This is a genomic window from Gammaproteobacteria bacterium (genome assembly GCA_016705365.1).
Taxonomy (GTDB): Bacteria; Pseudomonadota; Gammaproteobacteria; order Pseudomonadales; family UBA5518; genus UBA5518.
This window is the reverse complement of the sequence record JADIYI010000006.1, coordinates 144,831-164,019: the sequence shown is the minus strand read 5'-3', so window position 1 is coordinate 164,019 and position 19,189 is coordinate 144,831. Positions and strand designations below refer to the sequence as shown.

The following is a 19,189-nucleotide window of genomic DNA, read 5'->3' as shown; positions in this document are numbered from 1 at the left end:
TGCAACCCTGCTGCTCGGCATGGAATATGGGGACGGAATATGGGGACAGATTTATTTTCGCTTCCGATCAAAATCACCGCCTATAACGGCGTCGGACGGCTCGAACAGGTCTTCAACGCGGGTGCACTGGCCGGGACCTGCACCTACGGCAGCGCGTGATGTCGCCCGGAGGACTCCAAACAAAGCCGCTACTCGGGGCGGGGGGGCGTCGGCGCCAGTGCGACCGATGGCTGCTTGCGGCCCTTGCGCGCTTGCCACAGGTCAAAGGCTATCTGCCCGCAGAGCCAACTCTCTGCGCTGGGGCCCGCCTCAGGCCCGCCGAGCCACAGTTCCAGGCGCTGTGCCAGGTCTACCGAAATGCTCGAACGCCCGTGCAAAACACGCGAAAGTGTGACGCGAGCAATCCCGAGCTGCTCAGCGGCCGCGGAGACCGACAATCCCAGCGCGGGCAGCACGTCTTCGCGCAGTGTCTCGCCGGGGTGCGATGTTCTGGCCCGTGGACCAATCCCGCCTCATACTTGGCGCATCAACCACCGTGTCCGGCGATTGACTCATGAAAGACCTGCTCACCCCAATGTCGGAAGATGAATTCGCTCGCCTGGACGAGTTTCTCCTCGCCCGTTTCGGTGACGAGGATGAAGACATGGTCGGCAAAGACGAGGGCGTGCTGGATATCAGCGAACTGGACGGGTTTTTCACTGCCGTTGTCAGTGGCCCGGTGGCCGTGATGCCTTCGCAGTGGTTACCGGCGGTGTGGGGTGATTTCGAACCCGTGTGGAAGAACACGGCGGAATTCGAGGAAATTTTCTCGCTGTTTGTACGGCACATGAATGGAATCATTGCGGAACTGATGGATGAGCCGGAACAGTTCGAGCCTTTTTTCATGGAGAGCGAGTTCGAGGGCCGCACGTCCACGATTGTCGACGAATGGTGTGAAGGCTACGCGCGTGGCGTGAAGTTGAATCCAGAGCTCTGGTTGAGCGGCGGTAAAGAGGTTACGGAACCGCTTCTTGCAATATTTGCGTTTACCGAGGACGCCGATTGGCCTGGGCACGAAGGCTCCGATGAAGAAGTGGTCGAGCGCCAGCAGGCAATCGCACCGAGTGCCAGGGCAATACACGCGTACTGGCAGGCGCGAATGAAGGAATTGGAAATGTCCATGGAGCCCATACGCCGCAGCGAGCCGCGGGTGGGCCGCAATGATCCTTGCCCGTGTGGCAGCGGCAAGAAATACAAGAAGTGTTGCTTGAATTGAGCGGAGCGCAGGTCACTACAATGGGGGGCGGTGCCGAATCGTGTTTCCTGCGAACGACCCATAAAGCATCAACTCCGCCCCCTCGCGTTCGAATGGTCACTCGATCCCGCACACCTGCGCCGCCCATATCGCCCACGACGCCACATCGTCCGGCAATTTCAACGCCTGCTTCTCCAGCCAGCGTTGCGCCTTGTCGGCAAGCATCCGCCATTCATCCTGACGATCGCTGAAGTGCCGGGCCAGCAGGGCAAGCGCTACCGCGGTATGAACCGCCGAATCCGCAGCGGTACTGCGACCCAGCGATCTTGATGCAGACTCCAGCGAGATACGATCCAGCCCGAAAATCTTCAGCGTCGTATCGTCCAGCAGGAAACTGCCGTCGGCATGTTGCGCCATCGTCAAGCGCATCAGTTTCGAATCAGCGCTCATTGGCTCGGGATTCTGTGAGCCATCGGAGCCAACGCCCCGTCGTTTGCCAATGCGGCCGCGTACCGCGTCGAAAGTTCGCTTCAACTTGAAGCTACCGCGCGCAAGCATCGGCGGACCAGCGCAATCCATGCGTCCAGGGTATGCATCGGTGTCGGGAGTTGCGACACCAGCGCTCCTTTCACATGCAGGAAAATTCATGTGGCCAGCGCCATAATTGCTTGCGCTCAATGCAAGGCATGGACCTTCGCTTGAACCACCACCCCAGCCCTGCGTCAACGCCACCGGAACGCGGCGCAGTTGGGCGCGTTCGCTCTGCGTGCCCTCCGCGCGCTCCTCGACGGCAATGAAGCTGGTTTGCGAGCTGAGTATCTGATACTTCAGCGCAAGCTCGAGTACCTTGCTGTTCGTGTCGTCCTTCTTGCGCGCGCGCTGATTCGAACCGCGCTCCATTGCGGCACTGCGTCCCTCCTCCAGTTCGCGTATGGCGGAGCGTGCCATCAGGACCGGCACCATCGGTCGATCGGTTACGGTGTTGAAGTCCAGGTTGAGCGGAAACCGCAGCGAACCTTTGGGCCCATCCGCGAGCACAGCCACCTCCGCAGACCCGGATGCGGGTGAGTTGCCGACCCGCGCATACACCGTGAATCGGTCCCCGTCGAACAGGGCAGGGACCAGTTCGGGCGCCACGAGTTCGGGCTCCAGACCGCCCCAATCCAGGCGTACGTTGCGCAGATACGGCGCCGCGGCGCGTCTGAACTGACGCATGACGATGGGCTCGATGCGTTCATTGGGATGAATGAATTCGGCCTTGCCTCCGCAGGCTCGCGCAAGACCCTTCACAAGAAACTCGGAGGCGCCGTGGCCAATGCCAAACGTAAAGATGCGCATGGATCCGGATTGCCCGGCCACGGCGGCAATGCACTCGGCTTCGTTTGCGACCTGGCCGTCGGTCAGCAGCATGACCTGGCGCGCCAGCGCTCCCTGGCCGGCTTTCAGTATCTGCTGGAGCGGTTTGAGCAGTTCGGTGCCGCCGAGGTCTGCATCCCAGCCCTCGAGCGTGTTGGTCGCCTCGTCGAGCGATGCTTGCGTGTACGGGCGGCTTTCCGGAAACATCAGCTCGTAATCGCTGCCGAAACCCACGATATTGAAGGTATCGCCTTCGTCCATGGACCGCAGCGCCAGGCGCAGCGCGTTCAGCGCCTGGGCGATGCTGTCGCCCTCCATCGACCCCGAACGGTCGAGCAGGAAGATGAATTCGCTCGGCTGGCGGGCGAACTGTTTCAGGTCGGGGTAGAGATTGACCATCATCGCATGGGCGCCATCCCCATCGCGCGTCAGCACGGCGCAGGCATCGAATGGCCTCGCGAGGGTGACGTTCAGCACGAAGTCGCGGTCGAGTTGTATGGCGGAGCCCATCAATTCAACTCGGGCCTGATTGCCTTCGATCTCGACCCGCGCCGGATGCGAAGGGCAGGCCACCGACGTCACGCCTTGCGGGGCGGTGTATTCCACCGTCAGTGACAGGCCGTAAGGCACCGGGCCGCGCACGGTAGGCGGGTTGATCCGCTCCAGTTCGGCGGGATCGGCGGATTCAAGCATCGGCTGCGGCACGTAGCGCGGCGAAATCGTTGTCGGCAGCATGATGCGCACGCTGTCGCCATGCTGTTCGAGCTCTGTGGCGTACCCCAGGCACACTATCGCTTCCTGGCCCGGAAGCAGATTGCCAACGCTCATCGTGAAGATATTGGGCCGGTCCTGATCGGCCAGAAACGCACCATTGCCGGCGGCCATTGCCTCGTCATACTGCTCGAAGGCCTTTTCCCGCTCCTCGATCCTGCCGAGCAGTTTCCTGCCGCCGATTTCAACGATCAGCTCGCAGACGGCACTGCCTTCCTCGAGCGGAAAGCTGTACACCGCTTCAATGGGCGATTGCTCCGTATTGATGTACCTCTGGCGCACGCTGACCCGCGCCGCGGCCCCGCTGCCGACCACCTCGATCTGCACACCGGTCAGCGGCACCCGTGCGTTCGAGTTCCTGACAAACATCCCGCCTGCGATTGATTCCTGCGTTCCCATGACACGACCTCTTGTTGCTGTTGGCGCGGTTGCGGACCAGTACCACGCGATTGCCTACGATTTGCGCTCGAGTATTTCCGCGCAGCGTTGCGCCAGTTCCTTCAGTTGCTCCGATGTCGGAATTTCCCCGCCGGGCCCGGCGGCCAACTCCAGCGTGATGCCCGGTGCAACCGCCAGGCGCATCACCAAAGCCCGGTCCGGCGTTGCCGATGCCGCGCGCACCTGCACCGATTCGGACATGCTCTGGATCCGGCGCAGGGGCAAGCCCTCGCGCTGAAGCTTCAACACGCGCTGCAGCTGCTCCAGGTGCCGCGCGGTGTAGAAACTGCCGCGCCCCCGCCCCTCCGGCGGGTCGATCAGTTCCTGCTGCACGTAGAAGTGCACCGTGCGCCGACTGACATCGGCCAGTTCGGCCAGTTGCCCGATGGAGTACTGGGGTTGGGTGACATCTTTAAACATGACAGCGAATATAACACCATGCTGTTAAAAAACGCAATCGCTGTCAGCCTCATGGCATGAGGCCGCATCAGTTCACAATCATTCCTTGAATCGCATATTTGTGGAGACGTCGTGACATGAAAGCACTGGATATCGCCTTGTCCGGTATTCGAATGGGCAGCCCGGTTACGCTGGAGAATCTCACCATGTTCCCGCTGCTCGGCGATGCCGTGGGGCAGCCGGGTTACCTGACGCTGGAGGAAGCACTGCAATCCGGCCAGGTTCGGGTGACGGAAGTCTCCGAGCAGGGCAGTGTGCCCAATCTGTGCCTGGTCAACGAGGCCGAGATACCCGTCCTGTTGCTCGATGGCGAGGAACTGGTCGGCGCCAAGCAGAACCGCATCGTCAACCTGACGATCATGGTTGCGGCAAAGAGCGAAACGGTGATCCCGGTCTCGTGCGTCGAGGCGGGTCGCTGGAGCCGGCAGTCGGATGAGTTCAGCGCGGCCGGCCGCGCCCATTTCTCGCGAGGGCGGGCGGAAAAGACCGCGCACATCAACGCCTCGATGGGTGCCGACGGACCCGTACAGCCCCCCCCCCCCCCCGCCCCCCCCCCCCCCCCCGTTCAGCGCCGCGGGAAAGCGCACGGGCCGCCCCCCAACGCGGGCAACTCATCGGCATGGATCTGTTCGATTCGCCCGTCACACTCGCAAAGCAGCTGAAGAAACTGGTGACGAGCTATGCGCTCGATGCCATCGATGAGCGCAGCGACAAGGCGGTGGCCGGCACCGGTGCGGATTGTCAGGGGCTGATCGAGGCCATACGGCAGGCCGAGCGCAGCCACTATCGGGCGGTTGGCCTTGGAGAAGACGTCCGGCTGGATTCCCCTGAAATCAACGGGGGATCACTGATTGTCGATGACCGCCTGGTACACCTTTGCGCCTTCAGGATGGGGCGTCCGGCCGGTCGGGATTCGGCCGAGTCCGGCCCTACGGTCCTGTCACGTGCGTCGCGGCGCCGGCGGCTGCACTGATTTGACTGGGGCGCTATGACCAGTCCGGACCACAAAGAGTTTGGTTATTCCGGCAAACCAGGCCCATCTGGGCCGAGGAGTTTGCCGTGTAGAAGACGCGATATTCAGCTGAACAGATTGTGGCTGTGCTGATCCATTCCGTCTCGGGCTCGCAGTAGGACAGCGATGGCTGGCTGCAGTGCTGCCGCGATCACAACATCGAGCCGCGCGTGGGTCGGCGCGGTGACTGTTGGGACAATGCGGTCGTGGAGTCGTTCTTTCATTCCAGAACGGAACTTTTCCAGCGAGTGCGCCCGCAGGGAGAGCACCAAGGATGGCGCAAGTCATAAATCGGCAGGGCTTGCGGAGCGATTTACGCGAAGCATGGCCTCGCGCGCCGGATGCGACCGCGAATTTGTTGCGGAAATTCATCCGGCTGATTCGGCCCAAATAGATAAGTTCTGGATCGATGCCGACACCGAGGTGATGCGACTGCAACTTGCCCCATTCGGGTTATCGCGAAACCATAAATCAGTCTTAATTTGCCTCTGCCCTAATGCGGCTACGCTTCGTGAAGCCGAATATATCTTGTCGCGGGAAAGGTACAGACTCATGTTTCGATTGCTCGTAATCGCAATTCCCATGATTGTTTCGTTTTCAATCATCATTGCGACGATATTCACGCTAAAGTTGCTGCGCAGCAGAGACCGCAGACGTTCACCACTGACGACGGATATGCTGCGTCAACCTGCTCAAGGTTTAAGAGAGAAACTTACAGATCTAAATGATGAGATTAGCGCGTACATTGCTGCGGCATTAATGCTCCCGTTTTCTGTATCCACCATGTTTTTTGCCGACATGTGGCGTCGACAGCTCAATTTCGAAGATAGCAAATGGCAATTTTATTTGTCGACTGGTGTGATTGTCACCGTGGTTGTAACAGCGCTTGCGTTCAGACGTGGCACTTCGCGGCGAAAGATATTACAAGCCGTTGACGCCGAACTGGTCGTAGCGCAAGAACTTGAAGTGCTGCGTGCATCCGGATGTCGCTTGTTCCATGACCTTCAATGTGGAGAGTTCAATATCGATCATGTGGTGGTCGGGCCGGGTGGCATATTCGCGGTGGAGACCAAGTCAAGATTGAAACCCGAAATGGGTGGCGGCAGGGAGGGGGTAACGGTGACTTATGATGGCAAGGCATTGAAATTTCCTGGATGGACCGAGACAAAACCCCTACAGCAGGCCGAGCGACAGGCCCGCTGGCTGGCTCAGAAACTGAGTAAGGCAACTGGTGAGCCGATCACGGTGCGCGGTGTGTTGGCGTTGCCTGGATGGTATGTGCAGCGCGCGGCTAAAGGTGATGTAACAGTCATCAACCCGAAAAAACCCGAGTGGATGTCAAAACCCACTGGCATATCGCGCCTTGAAGATGCCCAAGTGCAGCGCATTGCGTATCAGCTGGAACAGTTGTCTGTTGTCGAGGCGCCGCCGAAGAAGCTGCGTTGAAAAATTCATACATACTATATCGAGAACAATGTCGTGCAGCAGAACTCCGTTGGTAGATCCCCCGCTTGGTATGTCGCGTCGCGCCAGGAGTTTCTCGACACACCCGGAAACAACATTGCAGACACACTTGCCGGCCGCGCGGTACACGAGAGCCTGGAAGTGGAGGCGACGCAAGGGGAGGAGTGGCTCCACAGCTTGGGAATGCTGCAGGAGCACCTAGATGAGCGCATTGATATGGTGCGTCATGCGCTATCCCAGGACGGCTGTGAGGCGATTTCACATGTGATTCTTGAGTTCGACTTTCGTCGCCGCGGCTTGCGGATGGATTGCTTATTGTTGGCGGCGGGGGCGCTATTCGTAATTGAATTTAAGCGTAGTCGGCTGGGACGGGCAGATCGCGACCAGGTGATGAATTACGCGGTGAATCTGCTGGAGTTCCACAAGGCCACACAGGCGTGGTGCACGCAGTATCAGGCGATCGTGGTTCCTGTGCTTGCGCTTACGCGGGGAACGGCGCCAAACGTGCCTGACGAGTTACGGCTCGGTGGCCATAGCTGGCCAGATCTTGCACATCGCCCGATCGAGTGCGACCGCAATACGCTGAGCCAAGCCTTTGCACTTGGCCTGAGCGCGCGTCGATCGGAGCATTCGGTCTCAGCCGAGACCTGGCTTGATTCACCGTTTAAGCCATCTTCGTCCATCCTGGATGCCACGCTCTCGCTCTATGGGCATCATGATGTCGCTGCCATTGACGCGCACGCGGCGCCAAAGGCGGCGATCGACGCAAGCGTGGCTGAGATTCGCTGCCACATTGACGAGGCCATCGATCAGCGACGCCATCATATTGTCTTCCTGTCCGGCGCGCCCGGGGCTGGAAAAACCCTGGTCGGCCTCGACCTGGTGATGCGCGGGCCCCATGCACGCGAGGCGGTGTTCGTCACCGGCAACGCCCCACTCGTCGACGTGCTGAACCGTGCCCTAGGCGACTCGTACCGCAAGCAGGGAAGTCGAGCCAGCGCCTGGACCCCGACAGGCTATAGACACATGGACGCGGCGCTGGTTGGTGCCGCCGCTAGCTTCAAGATCGTCAAAGCACACAACTTTCTAGGTCGGCGTGGTAGTGCGCATAAGCAGGAAGATGCGCGTGTACTCGTGTTTGATGAGGCACAGCGAACCTATGAGAAGGGCCGCCAGGTGTTGGGTCAGCCACTTGCTGATCACGAGGCGGATCTGATTCTGCAGGTGCAGCGTGAGGCCTACCCTGAAGGTGGCACCGTTGTGGTGGCGCTTGTAGGTCACAATCAAGCCATCAATCGCGGTGAGCGCGGCATCGTCGCCTGGCTGGAAGCCGCGGACGAGCTGGGCTGGACGTTTTCCATTGCTGAGGAGACGCTGGCTCTGGCGGAACTGAGTGGGGGACAAACTTGGGCAACGCACCCGGCGCGAAGGGCGCTTGAGCACGGGCATCTACAACAGTCGATGCGCTTCTATCGAAATGCCGAGGTTGAGGCTTGGGTGGCTGCGCTACTCGAAAATGACAGCTCAAAAGCAGCGGCATGTGCAACCCGTTTAAATGTAAACGGATGCCCCATTCTGCTCACTCGCAACCTCGCGGCGGCGCGCGGCTGGGCGCGGCCACAGACGCTGGTTGGCCATCGGGCTGGCATTATCGCGTCTGGGCAGGCGAAACGGCTGGCAGCCGATGGGCTATTCGTCAATTACAAGCCGAACATCGCCGACTGGATGCTAGCGCCCAGCACAGATATCCGAGCTTCCAATTCACTTGAAACAGTTCAGAACCAGTACCAGATCCAGGGCTTGGAGCTGGATTTCACTATCGTCGCGTGGGATGCTGATTTGCGCCGTGAAAAGAACGGTTGGGCGGCTTTCAAGCTCTCAGGCAGCGATTGGCAGCGTGACAAGCTGATCGATGTCGCCAAGAACGGCTACCGCGTAATCCTGACACGAGCTCGTCAGGGCATGGTGATCTTTGTGCCGAAGGGGGATACGGCGGGTGAGGATGAAACGCGAGATGTTGTTTTCTACGATGGGATTGCTGCGTATCTTATGGAATGCGGAGCGATGCCGCTCTGATTAAGCTGGCGCGGATTGCTCGGGCACAAGGTGACAGGAGTCCTGCTGCCTGGTCCTCCTTCATTTAGGGGCTGGGGCGTGTCCTAAATGGGGGTGCGTAGTTGTAGAGCCCCCCCCATCCCGCTTCGCTTGAAGATAAGCATCCACAAGCTCTCCATCCTGATCGACAACACGCCGCGGGCAGTGTGGCTTGCCGTTGATTTTCATGAAGACTTCGTCGATAAAGAAGGTGTCCTCGCAAAGGCGGAGGGACACACGGCTGAGGGTGATTCCACGTTGATTTGGCAGAACCCGCACACGCACTACCTGAGACCCTGCGCAAACCGGGAAATTGTTTTCCCACGGAACACGGAGCCTGCTCATGCGACGCTGGAACGGTTGGGGTGATGACAGCACAGAGCTGCCGCTGAAGCCCGCGGCACGCCGGTTCCTCGCCGGCTTGATCGGCGAGGGCAGGCCGCTGCCGGATGCGTCCCTGGCGGAGGTCATCGCCAGGGTGCCGGCTTCGCGGCTGCCGGAACACCGGCTGATCGTTGGCGATCGGGAAGTGCGCGTAACGCCGTTGCGGGGGCAGGAAGACTTCCACGTGGCGTTCTTTCCCGACTGGGATAGCGCCACGGCAGCGCTGCGTGTGCTGGCGCAGCAGAAGATTCCGCTGTCGATGATGCGCCTCGGCAACCCCGCGTCGCTTCGCTCCGAGCGCTGTCCACTTTGCGCCGGATCAGCTGTCCAGTTTGGACCGGATTGACTGTCCAGTTTCACCGGAATACGCAGCATTGATGCGCTCGACTAATGCCCCCGAACAACGCGCAATACCGTCAATGTCTGACGCTACTTCGCGATGGCTGGATGTATGGGGAGTCCCTGCGCGACTTCGTCGCGTCAGGATTGAGTTCTCCAGCCGCCTCACCAGCTCTCTTGGCATGAGCTATCCCGAACGCGGATTGATTCGCCTGAATATTTCTTTGCTCAACGAAGATGCATGTCTTTTCGATGCCGCCCTCTGTCACGAGTTGGCGCACCTGGTGATTTTCCATCGCCATGGCAGCTCTGTATCGCCACACGGCCGAGAGTGGCAAGCGCTGATGAGTGCGGCCGGCTTCGAACCCAAAATTCGACTTGGCATCGCGCAACATGCAACTGGACGTACTGCACGCCGCTACCACCACATCTGTCCCGTCTGCCACGCCAGTCGCATTGCCAGCCGTCCGATGCCGCGTTGGCGCTGCAGCCAATGCGTTGCGCAAGGTTTGGAAGGTGTGCTGTCAATCAGGGATAAGAAATGAATTGCCCTTTCTGTGATCCAGACGAGAAGCGAGTCTTCCACGAAGACCCGCATATGCGTTGCTTGTGGGACGGCTTTCCGGTCAGCAAAGGGCATGCGCTGATCGTTCCTCGCCGACATGTTGCCAATTGGTTCGATGCCTCGCGGAGTGAGCAAGCCGCATTGCTGGATGGCATCGAGGTGGCGCGCAGCGCAATCGAGGCGCGTTATGCGCCAGCCGGTTACAACATCGGCGTAAATATCGGGGAAGCCGCGGGTCAGACAGTTCCGCACTTGCACGTGCACCTGATTCCTCGCTATAGCGGTGATGTGGCTGACCCGCGTGGAGGTGTCCGTTATGTGATTCCTGAAAAGGCCAACTATCTCAAGGATATTCAGGAGGCTGCGCCAGCCTATACCACGGTCGCCAGCATTCTGGGCAATGAGGCCAATCCACTGTTGCCTGCGTTATTGCGCGAAATGGCGCAAGCGATCCAGCTCGATCTTGCGGTGGCATTCGTGACGGAGGCTGGGCTGGACAAGATTGAGCGCAATCTCATCGATCTCGTGGACCCCGCTGGGCGCAACGGAAGGTTGCGATTCCTGACAGGTGACTATCTTGGGGTAACCGAGCCCCGCGCCCTGCGCCGCTTGCTTGACCTGAGTGAGGAGTACGGCGAGCGCGCGACGGTGCGCGTATTCGAGACGGATGCGCAGTTGGGTTTCCACCCCAAGGCTTACCTTGTCCATCGGGACGTCTCTGCCGCGACTGCATTTATCGGCAGTTCCAATCTGACGCGGCACGCGCTTGAACGCGGCCTGGAGTGGAATCAGCGTATTGATGGCAACCTGAACGTGGCGCCGCTGCGTGACGTAGCCGGGGAATTCGAGCGGCTGTTTCGCCATCCCAAGACCAGATTCCTGACTTCAGACTGGATTGATCGCTACGCTGAAACTCGCTTGGTCAAACATCCGGATACTTCCACAGGTGTTGATCCTGAACAGGAGCCGGCACCCGAAGTGCCCACCCCGCATGGCATACAGACAGATGCTCTTGCAGCACTGAAGCAAACCCGTTTGGACGGAAACCGCGCGGGCCTCGTGGTAATGGCAACAGGTCTTGGAAAGACCTGGCTTTCTGCGTTTGACAGCGAGTCGTTCAAGCGGGTCTTGTTCGTCGCGCACCGCGAAGAGATCCTGAATCAGGCGATGCGTACGTTTCGGCGCATCCGGCCGGACACGAATTTCGGCCTGTACGGAGGTGGCACATACGATCGGGACTCGGAGGTGCTGTTCGCCTCTGTGCAGACATTGAGTCGTGCAACCCACCTTCGCCAGTTTGAGCCAGATCGCTTCGACTACATCGTGCTGGACGAATTCCATCATGCCGCAGCCGCCACCTATCGGCGCCTGATCGATTATTTCGAACCCGCATTCCTGTTGGGGCTTACGGCTACGCCGGAGCGATCGGACGGTGGCGACTTGCTCGCATTGTGTGGCGAGAACCTGGTCTATCGCTGCGATCTGGTGGACGGTATCCAGCGCGAACTGCTCAGTCCGTTCAGGTACTACGGAGTGAGAGATGAAGTCGAATTCGCCAACATTCCGTGGCGCAACGGGCGATTCGATCCCGCTGCTGGAACATGCAGTTGCCACCGAGACGCGGGGCTGCCAATGCCTATGAGCAGTGGACTCGACGCGGCCAGAGTCGAACTCTAGCCTTCTGCGTTTCCATGCGCCATGCGGACTTTATGGAGAATTCTTCCGGGATCGCGGAGTGCGTGCGGTTGCTGTTCACTCAGGACCTCGTTCCGCGCCGCGCACGCAATCTCCGAACAACTCGAATCTGGCGAACTTCAGATCATCTTCGCGGTGGATATGTTCAATGAGGGCGTAGACGTGCCGGCGATCGACACGGTGCTGATGTTGCGACCCACCGAGTCGAAAATTCTCTGGCTACAGCAATTCGGGCGCGGTTTGCGCAAAGCAGACGACAAGCCACACCTTTCTGTCATCGACTACATCGGTAATCACCGCACGTTTTTGCAAGTGCCGATGATTCTGCTTCCCGGCGCGGGTACGCGCCCCGGTGAAGTGCGCATGGCCTTGCGGCGCCTGGAGCGCGGTGAGTTGGAACTTCCCCCAGGATGCTCCGTTGAATACGACCTCGAAGCGCTCGATATCCTCAAGCAGTTGGCCCACCCGGCTGCGGTCGCAGACCAAGTTGCCGTATGGTATCGCAGCTTCCGCGAGTTGCACGGGCGTCGGCCCATGGCTAGCGAGGCGTTTCATGAAGGATACGATCCCAGGACCGTCCGGACTAGCTACGGCTCCTGGCTGGGATTTGTTCAAGCGGAAGGTGATTTGGATGACGCAGAGGCGAATACCTTTCGGGAGAATCAGCAATTTTTCGAAGCCATCGAAGTCACGCAGATGACCAGGAGCTACAAGATGGTTACCCTTCAGGCCATGCTCGCAGCCAATCAATTCCCCGGAAAAATTGGCATTGATGATTTGGTGGGCGGCGTCGCCAAGCTGGCCTCACGCAGCCAGCTACTTGCACAGGACTTTGGTGAAGCATTGATTGACGAAGAAAAGCTGAAAAAATTGCTGGAGAGCAATCCGATCCAAGCGTGGCGTGAAGGTCGCGGTACGAACAATAAAGCCTATTTCAGTTACGGCGACGGAGAGTTCGCGACATCGAACCTGGACATCACACATACGGAAGCACTACAAACGCTCACTCGAGAAATTAGTGATTGGCGCCTCGCGCAGTATCTCGAGCGTTTGCACGGCGAAGCCAGGTACGCACGGCAGATCGTGTGCAAAGTGATCCACTCCGGCGGCAACCCTATATTGATGCTGCCAAGTCGGGACCAGCATCCCGGAATTCCGAGCGGATGGACCCCGGTTAATGTTGGGGGTGATGCCTATGAGGCGAATTTTGTAAAGATCGCCGTGAACGTTATGCGTGCGGCTGACAGCGAGGGAAATCAGCTACATCAGATATTGCGGAGCTTCTTCGGCGAGGGTGCTGGCTTGCCAGGTACGAATCAACGCGTGAAGTTTGAATTTGATGGCGACGGTTACACGCTTTCGCCGCTGGGCAGTAGCACACAAAGCGCCGAGCTTTGGCACGAATACATGCGACAAGACATTGCCCCGCTTTGGGGCCTATCTTTCAGTACCGCGCGTTGGAACCAAGGATTCGTTCAGGATAAGGAGCATATGTTCCTTTTGGTTTCATTGAATAAAGGCGGCCTGGCTAGCGAGCACCAGTATGAGGACAAGTTCCTGGCGCGCGACGAGTTCCAGTGGGTCAGCCAGAACCAAACAAGACAGGACTCGAAGGCGGGGAAAAATATTTCAAATCACGCACGATTGGGCATTGCGGTTCATCTATTTGTTCGAGATAAGAGAAAAACACCGAGCGGAGCGGGTGCGCCTTTTGTTTACTGTGGTGACCTGGAATTTCATTCATGGCAGGGGGAGAAACCCATCACGGTGCACTGGCGACTGAAAAGCAGTCTTCCGAATCAATTGGCTGTTCGGTTTGGCTTGTAAGCCGTGCTGCTCTTATGAATCATTCCCAACGGGTGTGCCAAAGAAGATGACGTGGGTGCGCATGATGCGCGGAATTTGTTACGCTACGTCTTAACCAAAATGGGAAATCGCCCGGCATAGCCGGAGGAACTCCCTATTTGTTAGTTGTTCTTGTCCCACATCACGTCGCATTTTGCCTTTGCCGCCGCCTTGAGCAATTCGATCAGAGGCCAGGCGCGGTGCGCGAGACCTACGGCTGGTTCGCCTTCCTCTGTTTCCACGGACTCTTCCGGCTCCGGCGACTGTTTGTCGGCCTCTAACGCAGTCTCCAGATGTTCCAGCGCCGCATGGACGTCTACCGCCAGCAGGGCGCCGGGCACCGTGCCGCTGTGCCCCATCAGTTTGAGCAGTTGGATTGCCACTTCGCCGAACATCGTTATGCTCGAGTAGGCCGGACAGGAAAAGGTTACCAGCATGATCATGTCCTCTCTGGTGCTCGCATTACACGTGAGATGCGAGCGCTTCGCGCACGTGCATCAACCGCCTTTCAATCCGCGCGCGATCATGGGTGGATTCGATGCTGCGATCGGCCAGCTCGGCAATCCACTGCACCTGTTCGTCGAGTGCTCGCAAGTGGCTCGGGCTGACCGTGAGACTGGCGATGGTATCGATGGCGCCGAGCATACGCGCCATGATGGCGACATTGCCTGCGGCGCTGTCCCGAACCTGATCGAAAGCCTCGGCCAACAGACCTTCAAAGGCCGGAACGATGGCGAGCACCCTCAGCGTACCTCCGTCGTAACGGTGCGATGGCGGGAATTGCCGACAAGATAGCCGAGCCAGAATTGCTGTCAGGTAATCCACGCACATTACCGCCGTCGAGGTGTCATTGACACCGGGCGAAAGGGCCTTCAAGGCCATATCCACGATCTGCCTGATACCGAAAGCGGGGTCCTGATCAACGGTGCGATGGCGACCAATACTGTAAGCCCGTTTCAGGGCATCAATCGTCTCTTGATCTGGCGGGTAGGTCAGGGCTAGCGACGCCAACGCAGTATCTTGCACAACGAACGCGCCGATGCCGTGCTCCATTCGCACGATGGTCCTCGTGGCCTGCGCCAGGCGCAGGATGGCGTCATTATCTACGCTCTGTATGTAGCCGCTCACCTCCACCGGCACCGCGTACCAGGTCCTTTCATCCCGGGACGGAAGAAGCTGCTCGTTCTCTTCACCATTGGCTTTGTCCGGGCCGGGTTTGCGTTTTTCCGGGAACAGCCGATCAATGGACGCGTTGGTTTCCTGAGCGACCGAGGCGATGATGCTGGAAGCCTGGATCGACGAGGCGATGTGATGAATAAAAAAGATGAGGACCGCAATGCCGCCAAACGCCAGGACAAAAGCGAAAAAGACCGCCAGGCTCGGCACAAATGGCGCATCGCCGGTGCGGATCGTGTGCAACACGATCAAGCAATAGATGAAAATTCCGGCAAAGGTTCCCAGCGTGACCTGCGTGACACGGCTGCGCATGAAGTTGCGCAAGATGCGCGAGGTGTATTGGCTCGAAGCCAGCGCCAATGCCAGCAGGGTCATGGAGAACGTGATGCCCATAACGGACATCATCGAACCGGCAAGCGTAGACAACATATCGCGCGCGCCTTCCGCCCCGACTCCAAATGTCCGTGGCCACTGGGCCAGCCACCGGTCACCCCCGGCGTAGTCCGTCTGGATCAGTACTACCGCGTAGACAATGTTGGTCAGGACGATCAGAAATGGCAAAAACCAGAACGTCGACCGCAACTCGCTCCACTGTTGTTTCAATTTATTCATGGGTTGGGTTCCAGGTTCGGGAGTGAGACAGCACGGGAAAATTTCTCACACGAGCGGATCGGCGCGGACGTCGGTTCCCTTGCGGGTCTTCCTGCGAAACTTTTCGAAGCCGCTGTCTGACTGGGATTTCCCTCGCACCGGATTCAGCCTCCCAAAAAAATGCGTCAGCGCGCATTATCGTCCATGTTCGGAATTATCCAGAACATCCCTGAGTGTGGAAATCCCGTTACCGGGAGCTTATACCAGTTTCCCGTGGCGGCCTGAGCAACAATTTGCCCCACACGGCTATGTACGTAACCGCACGGACAAAGCATGACCAAGCGGTCATTCTTTTGTCAGCATCCGGGCGGCTTGTATAAAAGTTTCAGGTCATGGCACATTGTCCTTTCCGCAGGATGAGAAGACTTCGTCGATAAAGCAGGTGTCCTCACGCAGGCTGTGGGACACACGGCCAAGGGTGATTTCACGTTGATTTGGCAGAACCCGCACCTGCACTACCTCACACCCCTGCGCAAACCGGGAAATTTTTTTCCCACGGAACACGGAGCCTGCTCATGCGACGCTGGAACGGTTGGGGTGATGACGGCACAGAGCTGCCGCTGAAGCCTGCGGCTCGCCGGTTCCTCGCCGGCTTGATCGGCGAGGGCAGGCCGCTGCCGGATGCGTCCCTGGCGGAGGTCATCGCCAGGGTGCCGCCTTCGCGGCTGCCGGAACACCCGCTGATCGTTGGCGATCGGGAAGTGCGCGTGCGGCATGCCCGTGGCCAGAGCCTGCCGGACTGGCTCGCGATGCGCAGCGGTGACTTCGGCCAGTTCCCGGACGGCGTCGCGTTCCCCGAAGATGCCGCACAGGTTCGCGAATTGCTGGAGTTTGCGCTCCACCACGACGTGGCCGTCATTCCCTACGGTGGTGGCACCTCGGTGGTGGGGCATATTACGCCGCAGGCCGGCGCCAGGCCGGTGCTGACCATAAGCCTGGCGGCGATGAGCGGGCTGCGCCACCTGGATCCGCACAGCCAGATCGCGACCTTCGGCGCGGGCACGCCCGGGCCGCAGGTGGAATCGCAGTTGAAGGCGGCCGGGTACACGCTGGGGCATTTTCCGCAGTCCTGGGAACTGGCCACCATCGGCGGCTGGGTCGCGAGCCGCTCCAGCGGCCAGCAGTCGCTGCGCTATGGGCGTATCGAGCAGTTGTTCGCGGGCGGTCATATCGAAACCCCGGTCGGCAGTCTCGAGATCCCGACCGTGCCGGCATCTTCCGCCGGGCCCGACATCCGCGAGATGATCCTGGGCTCCGAGGGCCGCATGGGCATCCTCACCGACGTCAAGGTGCGCGTCACGCCGTTGCCGGGGCAGGAAGACTTCCACGTGGCGTTCTTTCCCGACTGGGATAGCGCCACGGCCGCGCTGCGTGCGCTGGCACAGCAGAAGATTCCGCTGTCGATGATGCGCCTCGGCAACGCCCGCGAGACCTGGAGCCAGTTGCGGCTGGCCGGTCATGCCGGGGCCATCGCGTTGCTGGAGAAATACCTCGGGCTGCGCGGCGTGCGTGCCGAAAAATGCATGTTCACCTTCGGTCTTACCGGCAGCCGCGCCTTCTGCAAGGCGGCGATGAAACTGAGCAGGCCGATCATCCGCGCCCACGGCGGCGTCGATACCGGGACGCTGCTCGGCAGGAAATGGCAGGAAAGCCGGTTTCTGGCCCCCTACCTGCGCCACGCCCTGTGGGAGAACGGCTATGCGGTGGACACGGTCGAGACCGCCGTCGACTGGAACCGCGTGAACCCGACGCTCGCGGCAATGGAAAGCGCCCTGAGCCACGCGCTCGATGACGAGGGCGAGAAGGTCCACGCCTACACGCACCTCTCGCACCTCTATCCGCAGGGCTCGAGCGTCTACACCACCTGCGTGTTCCGCTGCGCCGACGGTTATGCCGCGACCCTTGCCCGCTGGCAAAAGTTGAAGGGCGCCGCATCGCGGCAGATCGTTGCGCAGGGCGGCACGATCAGCCATCAACACGGTGTCGGCGCGGATCACGCGCCGTACCTCGCGGCGGAAAAAGGCGCGCTCGGGATCGCGGCGATCGGCAGCCTTTGCCGGCAGTTCGACCCCTCCGGCATCATGAACCCCGGCAAGCTGATCCAGGATCGAACATGAGCACACTGGGTAATCGCGCGGATATCTGGCGCAGCCTGGGCGAGGCCACGACGCCCCACGACATGATCATCGTCGGCGGCGGCATCACCGGCGCGGGCATCCTGCGCGAGGCCGCGCGCCAGGGCTTGAAGGCATTGCTGGTGGAGCAGAAGGATTTTGCCTGGGGCACGTCGAGCCGCTCGTCGAAAATGGTGCACGGCGGTCTGCGTTATATCGCCCAGGGCGATATTGCGCTCACGCGCCACTCGGCGCTGGAACGCGAGCGCCTGATCCGCGAGGCCCCCGGCCTGGTGGAACGCATGGGCTATCTGTTCCCGATCCGCAAGGGCCAGTTTCCGGGCCGGCTGCTGTTCGGCATCCTGCTGGGGCTCTACGACATCCTGGCAGGCGTCAGGACGCGCGCCTGGCTCGATGCCCGCAGCGTGCTGCAAAAAGCCCCGGGTCTTCGCAGCGAGGGACTGAAGGGGGCCAGCTATTACACGGACGCCATCACGGATGACGCGCGCCTGGTGTTGCGCGTGCTGCAGCAGGCCGCCAAGGAGGGTGGCGTGGCGCTCAACTACGTCGCGGCCCAGGGCCTGCTGCGCAACGCATCCGGACGGGTTGACGGCCTGACCCTGCGCAATGAAATCGACGGCGAGACGCTGGATCTGCGCGCCCGCGTGGTGGTCAATGCCACCGGCGCCTGGGTGGACGAGCTGCGCGAGGCGGTCGCCCATGAGCGCACCATCCGCCGGCTGCGCGGCAGCCACCTCCTGGTTTCCGCGCAACGGCTGGCGGTCGCCGAGGCGCTGACCCTGTTCCATCCCGCAGACCGGCGCGCCACCTTCATCTTTCCCTGGGAAGGATTCACGGTGATCGGCACGACCGATCTCGATCACGATGCATCGCTGGAGCACGAGCCCGCCATCAGCCGCCAGGAAGTGGATTACCTGCTGCAGCTGGTGCGCCGGGAATTTCCCGGTTCTGGCATCGGCGAGGCGGACATCCTGTCCACCTGGGCGGGTGTGCGGCCCGTCATCAGCAAGGATCGAAGCAAGGACCCCTCCCGGGAAAAACGCGATCACAAGGTGTGGGTCGATCAGGGTCTGATCAGCGTCAGTGGCGGCAAGCTGACCACGTTTCGCCTGATCGCGCGCGATACCCTGAGCGCGGCCAAGCCATTCCTGCAGGGGCAGGCGATGAGCAACACCGAGGAGTGGGTGCTGGAGCCGGCTTGCATCGCCCTTTCCAGCCTTGCGGTGCCCGACCGCGACTGGGCCCTGCGGATGATCGGCCGCTACGGGGACGAGGCAGGGAATCTGCTGGAGCAGTGCGCGGCGGGCGAGCGCGAGCGCATCGCGGGCACCGCGTTCTGCCTCGCGGAAATGCGCTGGTCGTGCCGCAACGAACAGGTGGTGCATCTCGATGACCTGCTGTTGCGCCGCACGCGCCTCGGGCTGCTGTGCCGCGACGGCGGCGAAGCGATCATTCCTGCGGTGCGGAGCATCTGCCAGCAGGAACTGCTGTGGTCCGACGCGCAGTGGCAGGAGGAATTGCGGCGCTACCGGGAAATATGGCGCCAAAGTTATTCGCTTCCGGGCGCCTGA

16 protein-coding genes are annotated in these 19,189 nt (G+C 60.3%); 11 read left to right on the top strand and 5 right to left on the bottom strand.

Annotation, left to right across the window (positions count from 1 at the left end; genetic code table 11):
- Window positions 1-188: 188 nt before the first annotated feature.
- Window positions 189-506, bottom strand: coding sequence for a HigA family addiction module antidote protein (locus IPF49_06705; protein MBK6287317.1), 318 nt, complete (start codon window positions 504-506; stop codon window positions 189-191).
- Between the two features lie 47 nt (window positions 507-553).
- Between IPF49_06705 and IPF49_06700 the strand changes: the two genes are divergently transcribed.
- Window positions 554-1,255, top strand: coding sequence for a UPF0149 family protein (locus IPF49_06700; protein ID MBK6287316.1), 702 nt, complete (start codon window positions 554-556; stop codon window positions 1,253-1,255).
- 96 nt (window positions 1,256-1,351) lie between these two features.
- Here the strand turns inward: IPF49_06700 and IPF49_06695 are convergent, their stop codons facing one another.
- Together IPF49_06695 and IPF49_06690 are read right to left on the bottom strand one after the other, a co-directional pair.
- On the bottom strand, window positions 1,352-3,760 hold the full coding sequence (locus IPF49_06695; GenBank protein ID MBK6287315.1) for a VWA domain-containing protein: 2,409 nt from the start codon (window positions 3,758-3,760) through the stop codon (window positions 1,352-1,354).
- A 54-nt stretch (window positions 3,761-3,814) separates the two neighbouring features.
- Entirely contained in the window at window positions 3,815-4,219 is a 405-nt protein-coding gene (locus IPF49_06690; GenBank protein ID MBK6287314.1) for a MerR family transcriptional regulator, read from the bottom strand.
- Window positions 4,220-4,335: 116 nt separating this feature from the next.
- Between IPF49_06690 and IPF49_06685 the strand changes: the two genes are divergently transcribed.
- The 8 genes from IPF49_06685 to IPF49_06650 all read left to right on the top strand — a co-directional run bounded on the left by IPF49_06685 (window position 4,336) and on the right by IPF49_06650 (window position 13,638).
- On the top strand, window positions 4,336-4,920 hold the full coding sequence (locus IPF49_06685) for a hypothetical protein (GenBank protein MBK6287313.1): 585 nt from the start codon (window positions 4,336-4,338) through the stop codon (window positions 4,918-4,920).
- On the top strand, window positions 4,878-5,231 hold the full coding sequence (locus IPF49_06680; protein ID MBK6287312.1) for a hypothetical protein: 354 nt from the start codon (window positions 4,878-4,880) through the stop codon (window positions 5,229-5,231). Before IPF49_06685 ends, IPF49_06680 begins: the two co-directional genes overlap by 43 nt.
- A gap of 165 nt (window positions 5,232-5,396) precedes the next feature.
- Complete coding sequence (locus IPF49_06675; GenBank protein ID MBK6287311.1) at window positions 5,397-6,716, top strand: NERD domain-containing protein; 1,320 nt, start codon at window positions 5,397-5,399, stop codon at window positions 6,714-6,716.
- A 33-nt stretch (window positions 6,717-6,749) separates the two neighbouring features.
- Window positions 6,750-8,810: a DUF2075 domain-containing protein gene (locus tag IPF49_06670; protein ID MBK6287310.1), complete on the top strand. Its 2,061-nt coding sequence runs from the start codon at window positions 6,750-6,752 to the stop codon at window positions 8,808-8,810.
- A gap of 361 nt (window positions 8,811-9,171) precedes the next feature.
- Window positions 9,172-9,558, top strand: coding sequence for a hypothetical protein (locus tag IPF49_06665; GenBank protein MBK6287309.1), 387 nt, complete (start codon window positions 9,172-9,174; stop codon window positions 9,556-9,558).
- A 28-nt stretch (window positions 9,559-9,586) separates the two neighbouring features.
- Window positions 9,587-10,096: a SprT-like domain-containing protein gene (locus IPF49_06660; GenBank protein ID MBK6287308.1), complete on the top strand. Its 510-nt coding sequence runs from the start codon at window positions 9,587-9,589 to the stop codon at window positions 10,094-10,096.
- Complete coding sequence (locus IPF49_06655) at window positions 10,093-11,793, top strand: DEAD/DEAH box helicase family protein (protein ID MBK6287307.1); 1,701 nt, start codon at window positions 10,093-10,095, stop codon at window positions 11,791-11,793. Before IPF49_06660 ends, IPF49_06655 begins: the two co-directional genes overlap by 4 nt.
- A gap of 180 nt (window positions 11,794-11,973) precedes the next feature.
- Window positions 11,974-13,638 (top strand): DUF3427 domain-containing protein, encoded by a 1,665-nt coding sequence (locus IPF49_06650; GenBank protein MBK6287306.1) that lies wholly within the window; start codon window positions 11,974-11,976, stop codon window positions 13,636-13,638.
- A 140-nt stretch (window positions 13,639-13,778) separates the two neighbouring features.
- Here the strand turns inward: IPF49_06650 and IPF49_06645 are convergent, their stop codons facing one another.
- On the bottom strand, window positions 13,779-14,093 hold the full coding sequence (locus tag IPF49_06645; GenBank protein MBK6287305.1) for a DUF1840 domain-containing protein: 315 nt from the start codon (window positions 14,091-14,093) through the stop codon (window positions 13,779-13,781).
- A gap of 25 nt (window positions 14,094-14,118) precedes the next feature.
- Window positions 14,119-15,444 carry a DUF2254 domain-containing protein gene (locus tag IPF49_06640; GenBank protein MBK6287304.1) on the bottom strand — a complete coding sequence of 442 codons (1,326 nt, stop codon included), beginning with the start codon at window positions 15,442-15,444 and terminating at the stop codon, window positions 14,119-14,121.
- 554 nt (window positions 15,445-15,998) lie between these two features.
- Between IPF49_06640 and IPF49_06635 the strand changes: the two genes are divergently transcribed.
- On the top strand, window positions 15,999-17,600 hold the full coding sequence (locus IPF49_06635; GenBank protein MBK6287303.1) for an FAD-binding oxidoreductase: 1,602 nt from the start codon (window positions 15,999-16,001) through the stop codon (window positions 17,598-17,600).
- The gene (locus IPF49_06630; GenBank protein MBK6287302.1) at window positions 17,597-19,189 is read left to right on the top strand and encodes a glycerol-3-phosphate dehydrogenase/oxidase; all 1,593 of its coding nucleotides are present in this window, start codon (window positions 17,597-17,599) and stop codon (window positions 19,187-19,189) included. The genes IPF49_06635 and IPF49_06630 overlap by 4 nt, the downstream gene beginning before the upstream one ends.

Excerpts from the sequence above, each read along its gene's own strand:
- IPF49_06635 (MBK6287303.1), top strand. The coding sequence starts at position 15,999 with ATGCGACGCTGGAACGGTTGGGGTGATGACGGCACAGAGCTGCCGCTG.
- IPF49_06685 (MBK6287313.1), top strand. The coding sequence starts at position 4,336 with ATGAAAGCACTGGATATCGCCTTGTCCGGTATTCGAATGGGCAGCCCG.
- IPF49_06630 (MBK6287302.1), top strand. The coding sequence starts at position 17,597 with ATGAGCACACTGGGTAATCGCGCGGATATCTGGCGCAGCCTGGGCGAG.
- IPF49_06680 (MBK6287312.1), top strand. The coding sequence starts at position 4,878 with ATGGATCTGTTCGATTCGCCCGTCACACTCGCAAAGCAGCTGAAGAAA.
- IPF49_06665 (MBK6287309.1), top strand. The coding sequence starts at position 9,172 with ATGCGACGCTGGAACGGTTGGGGTGATGACAGCACAGAGCTGCCGCTG.
- IPF49_06700 (MBK6287316.1), top strand. The coding sequence starts at position 554 with ATGAAAGACCTGCTCACCCCAATGTCGGAAGATGAATTCGCTCGCCTG.
- IPF49_06695 (MBK6287315.1), bottom strand. The coding sequence starts at position 3,760 with ATGGGAACGCAGGAATCAATCGCAGGCGGGATGTTTGTCAGGAACTCG.
- IPF49_06655 (MBK6287307.1), top strand. The coding sequence starts at position 10,093 with ATGAATTGCCCTTTCTGTGATCCAGACGAGAAGCGAGTCTTCCACGAA.
- IPF49_06640 (MBK6287304.1), bottom strand. The coding sequence starts at position 15,444 with ATGAATAAATTGAAACAACAGTGGAGCGAGTTGCGGTCGACGTTCTGG.
- IPF49_06675 (MBK6287311.1), top strand. The coding sequence starts at position 5,397 with ATGGCTGGCTGCAGTGCTGCCGCGATCACAACATCGAGCCGCGCGTGG.
- IPF49_06645 (MBK6287305.1), bottom strand. The coding sequence starts at position 14,093 with ATGCTGGTAACCTTTTCCTGTCCGGCCTACTCGAGCATAACGATGTTC.
- IPF49_06690 (MBK6287314.1), bottom strand. The coding sequence starts at position 4,219 with ATGTTTAAAGATGTCACCCAACCCCAGTACTCCATCGGGCAACTGGCC.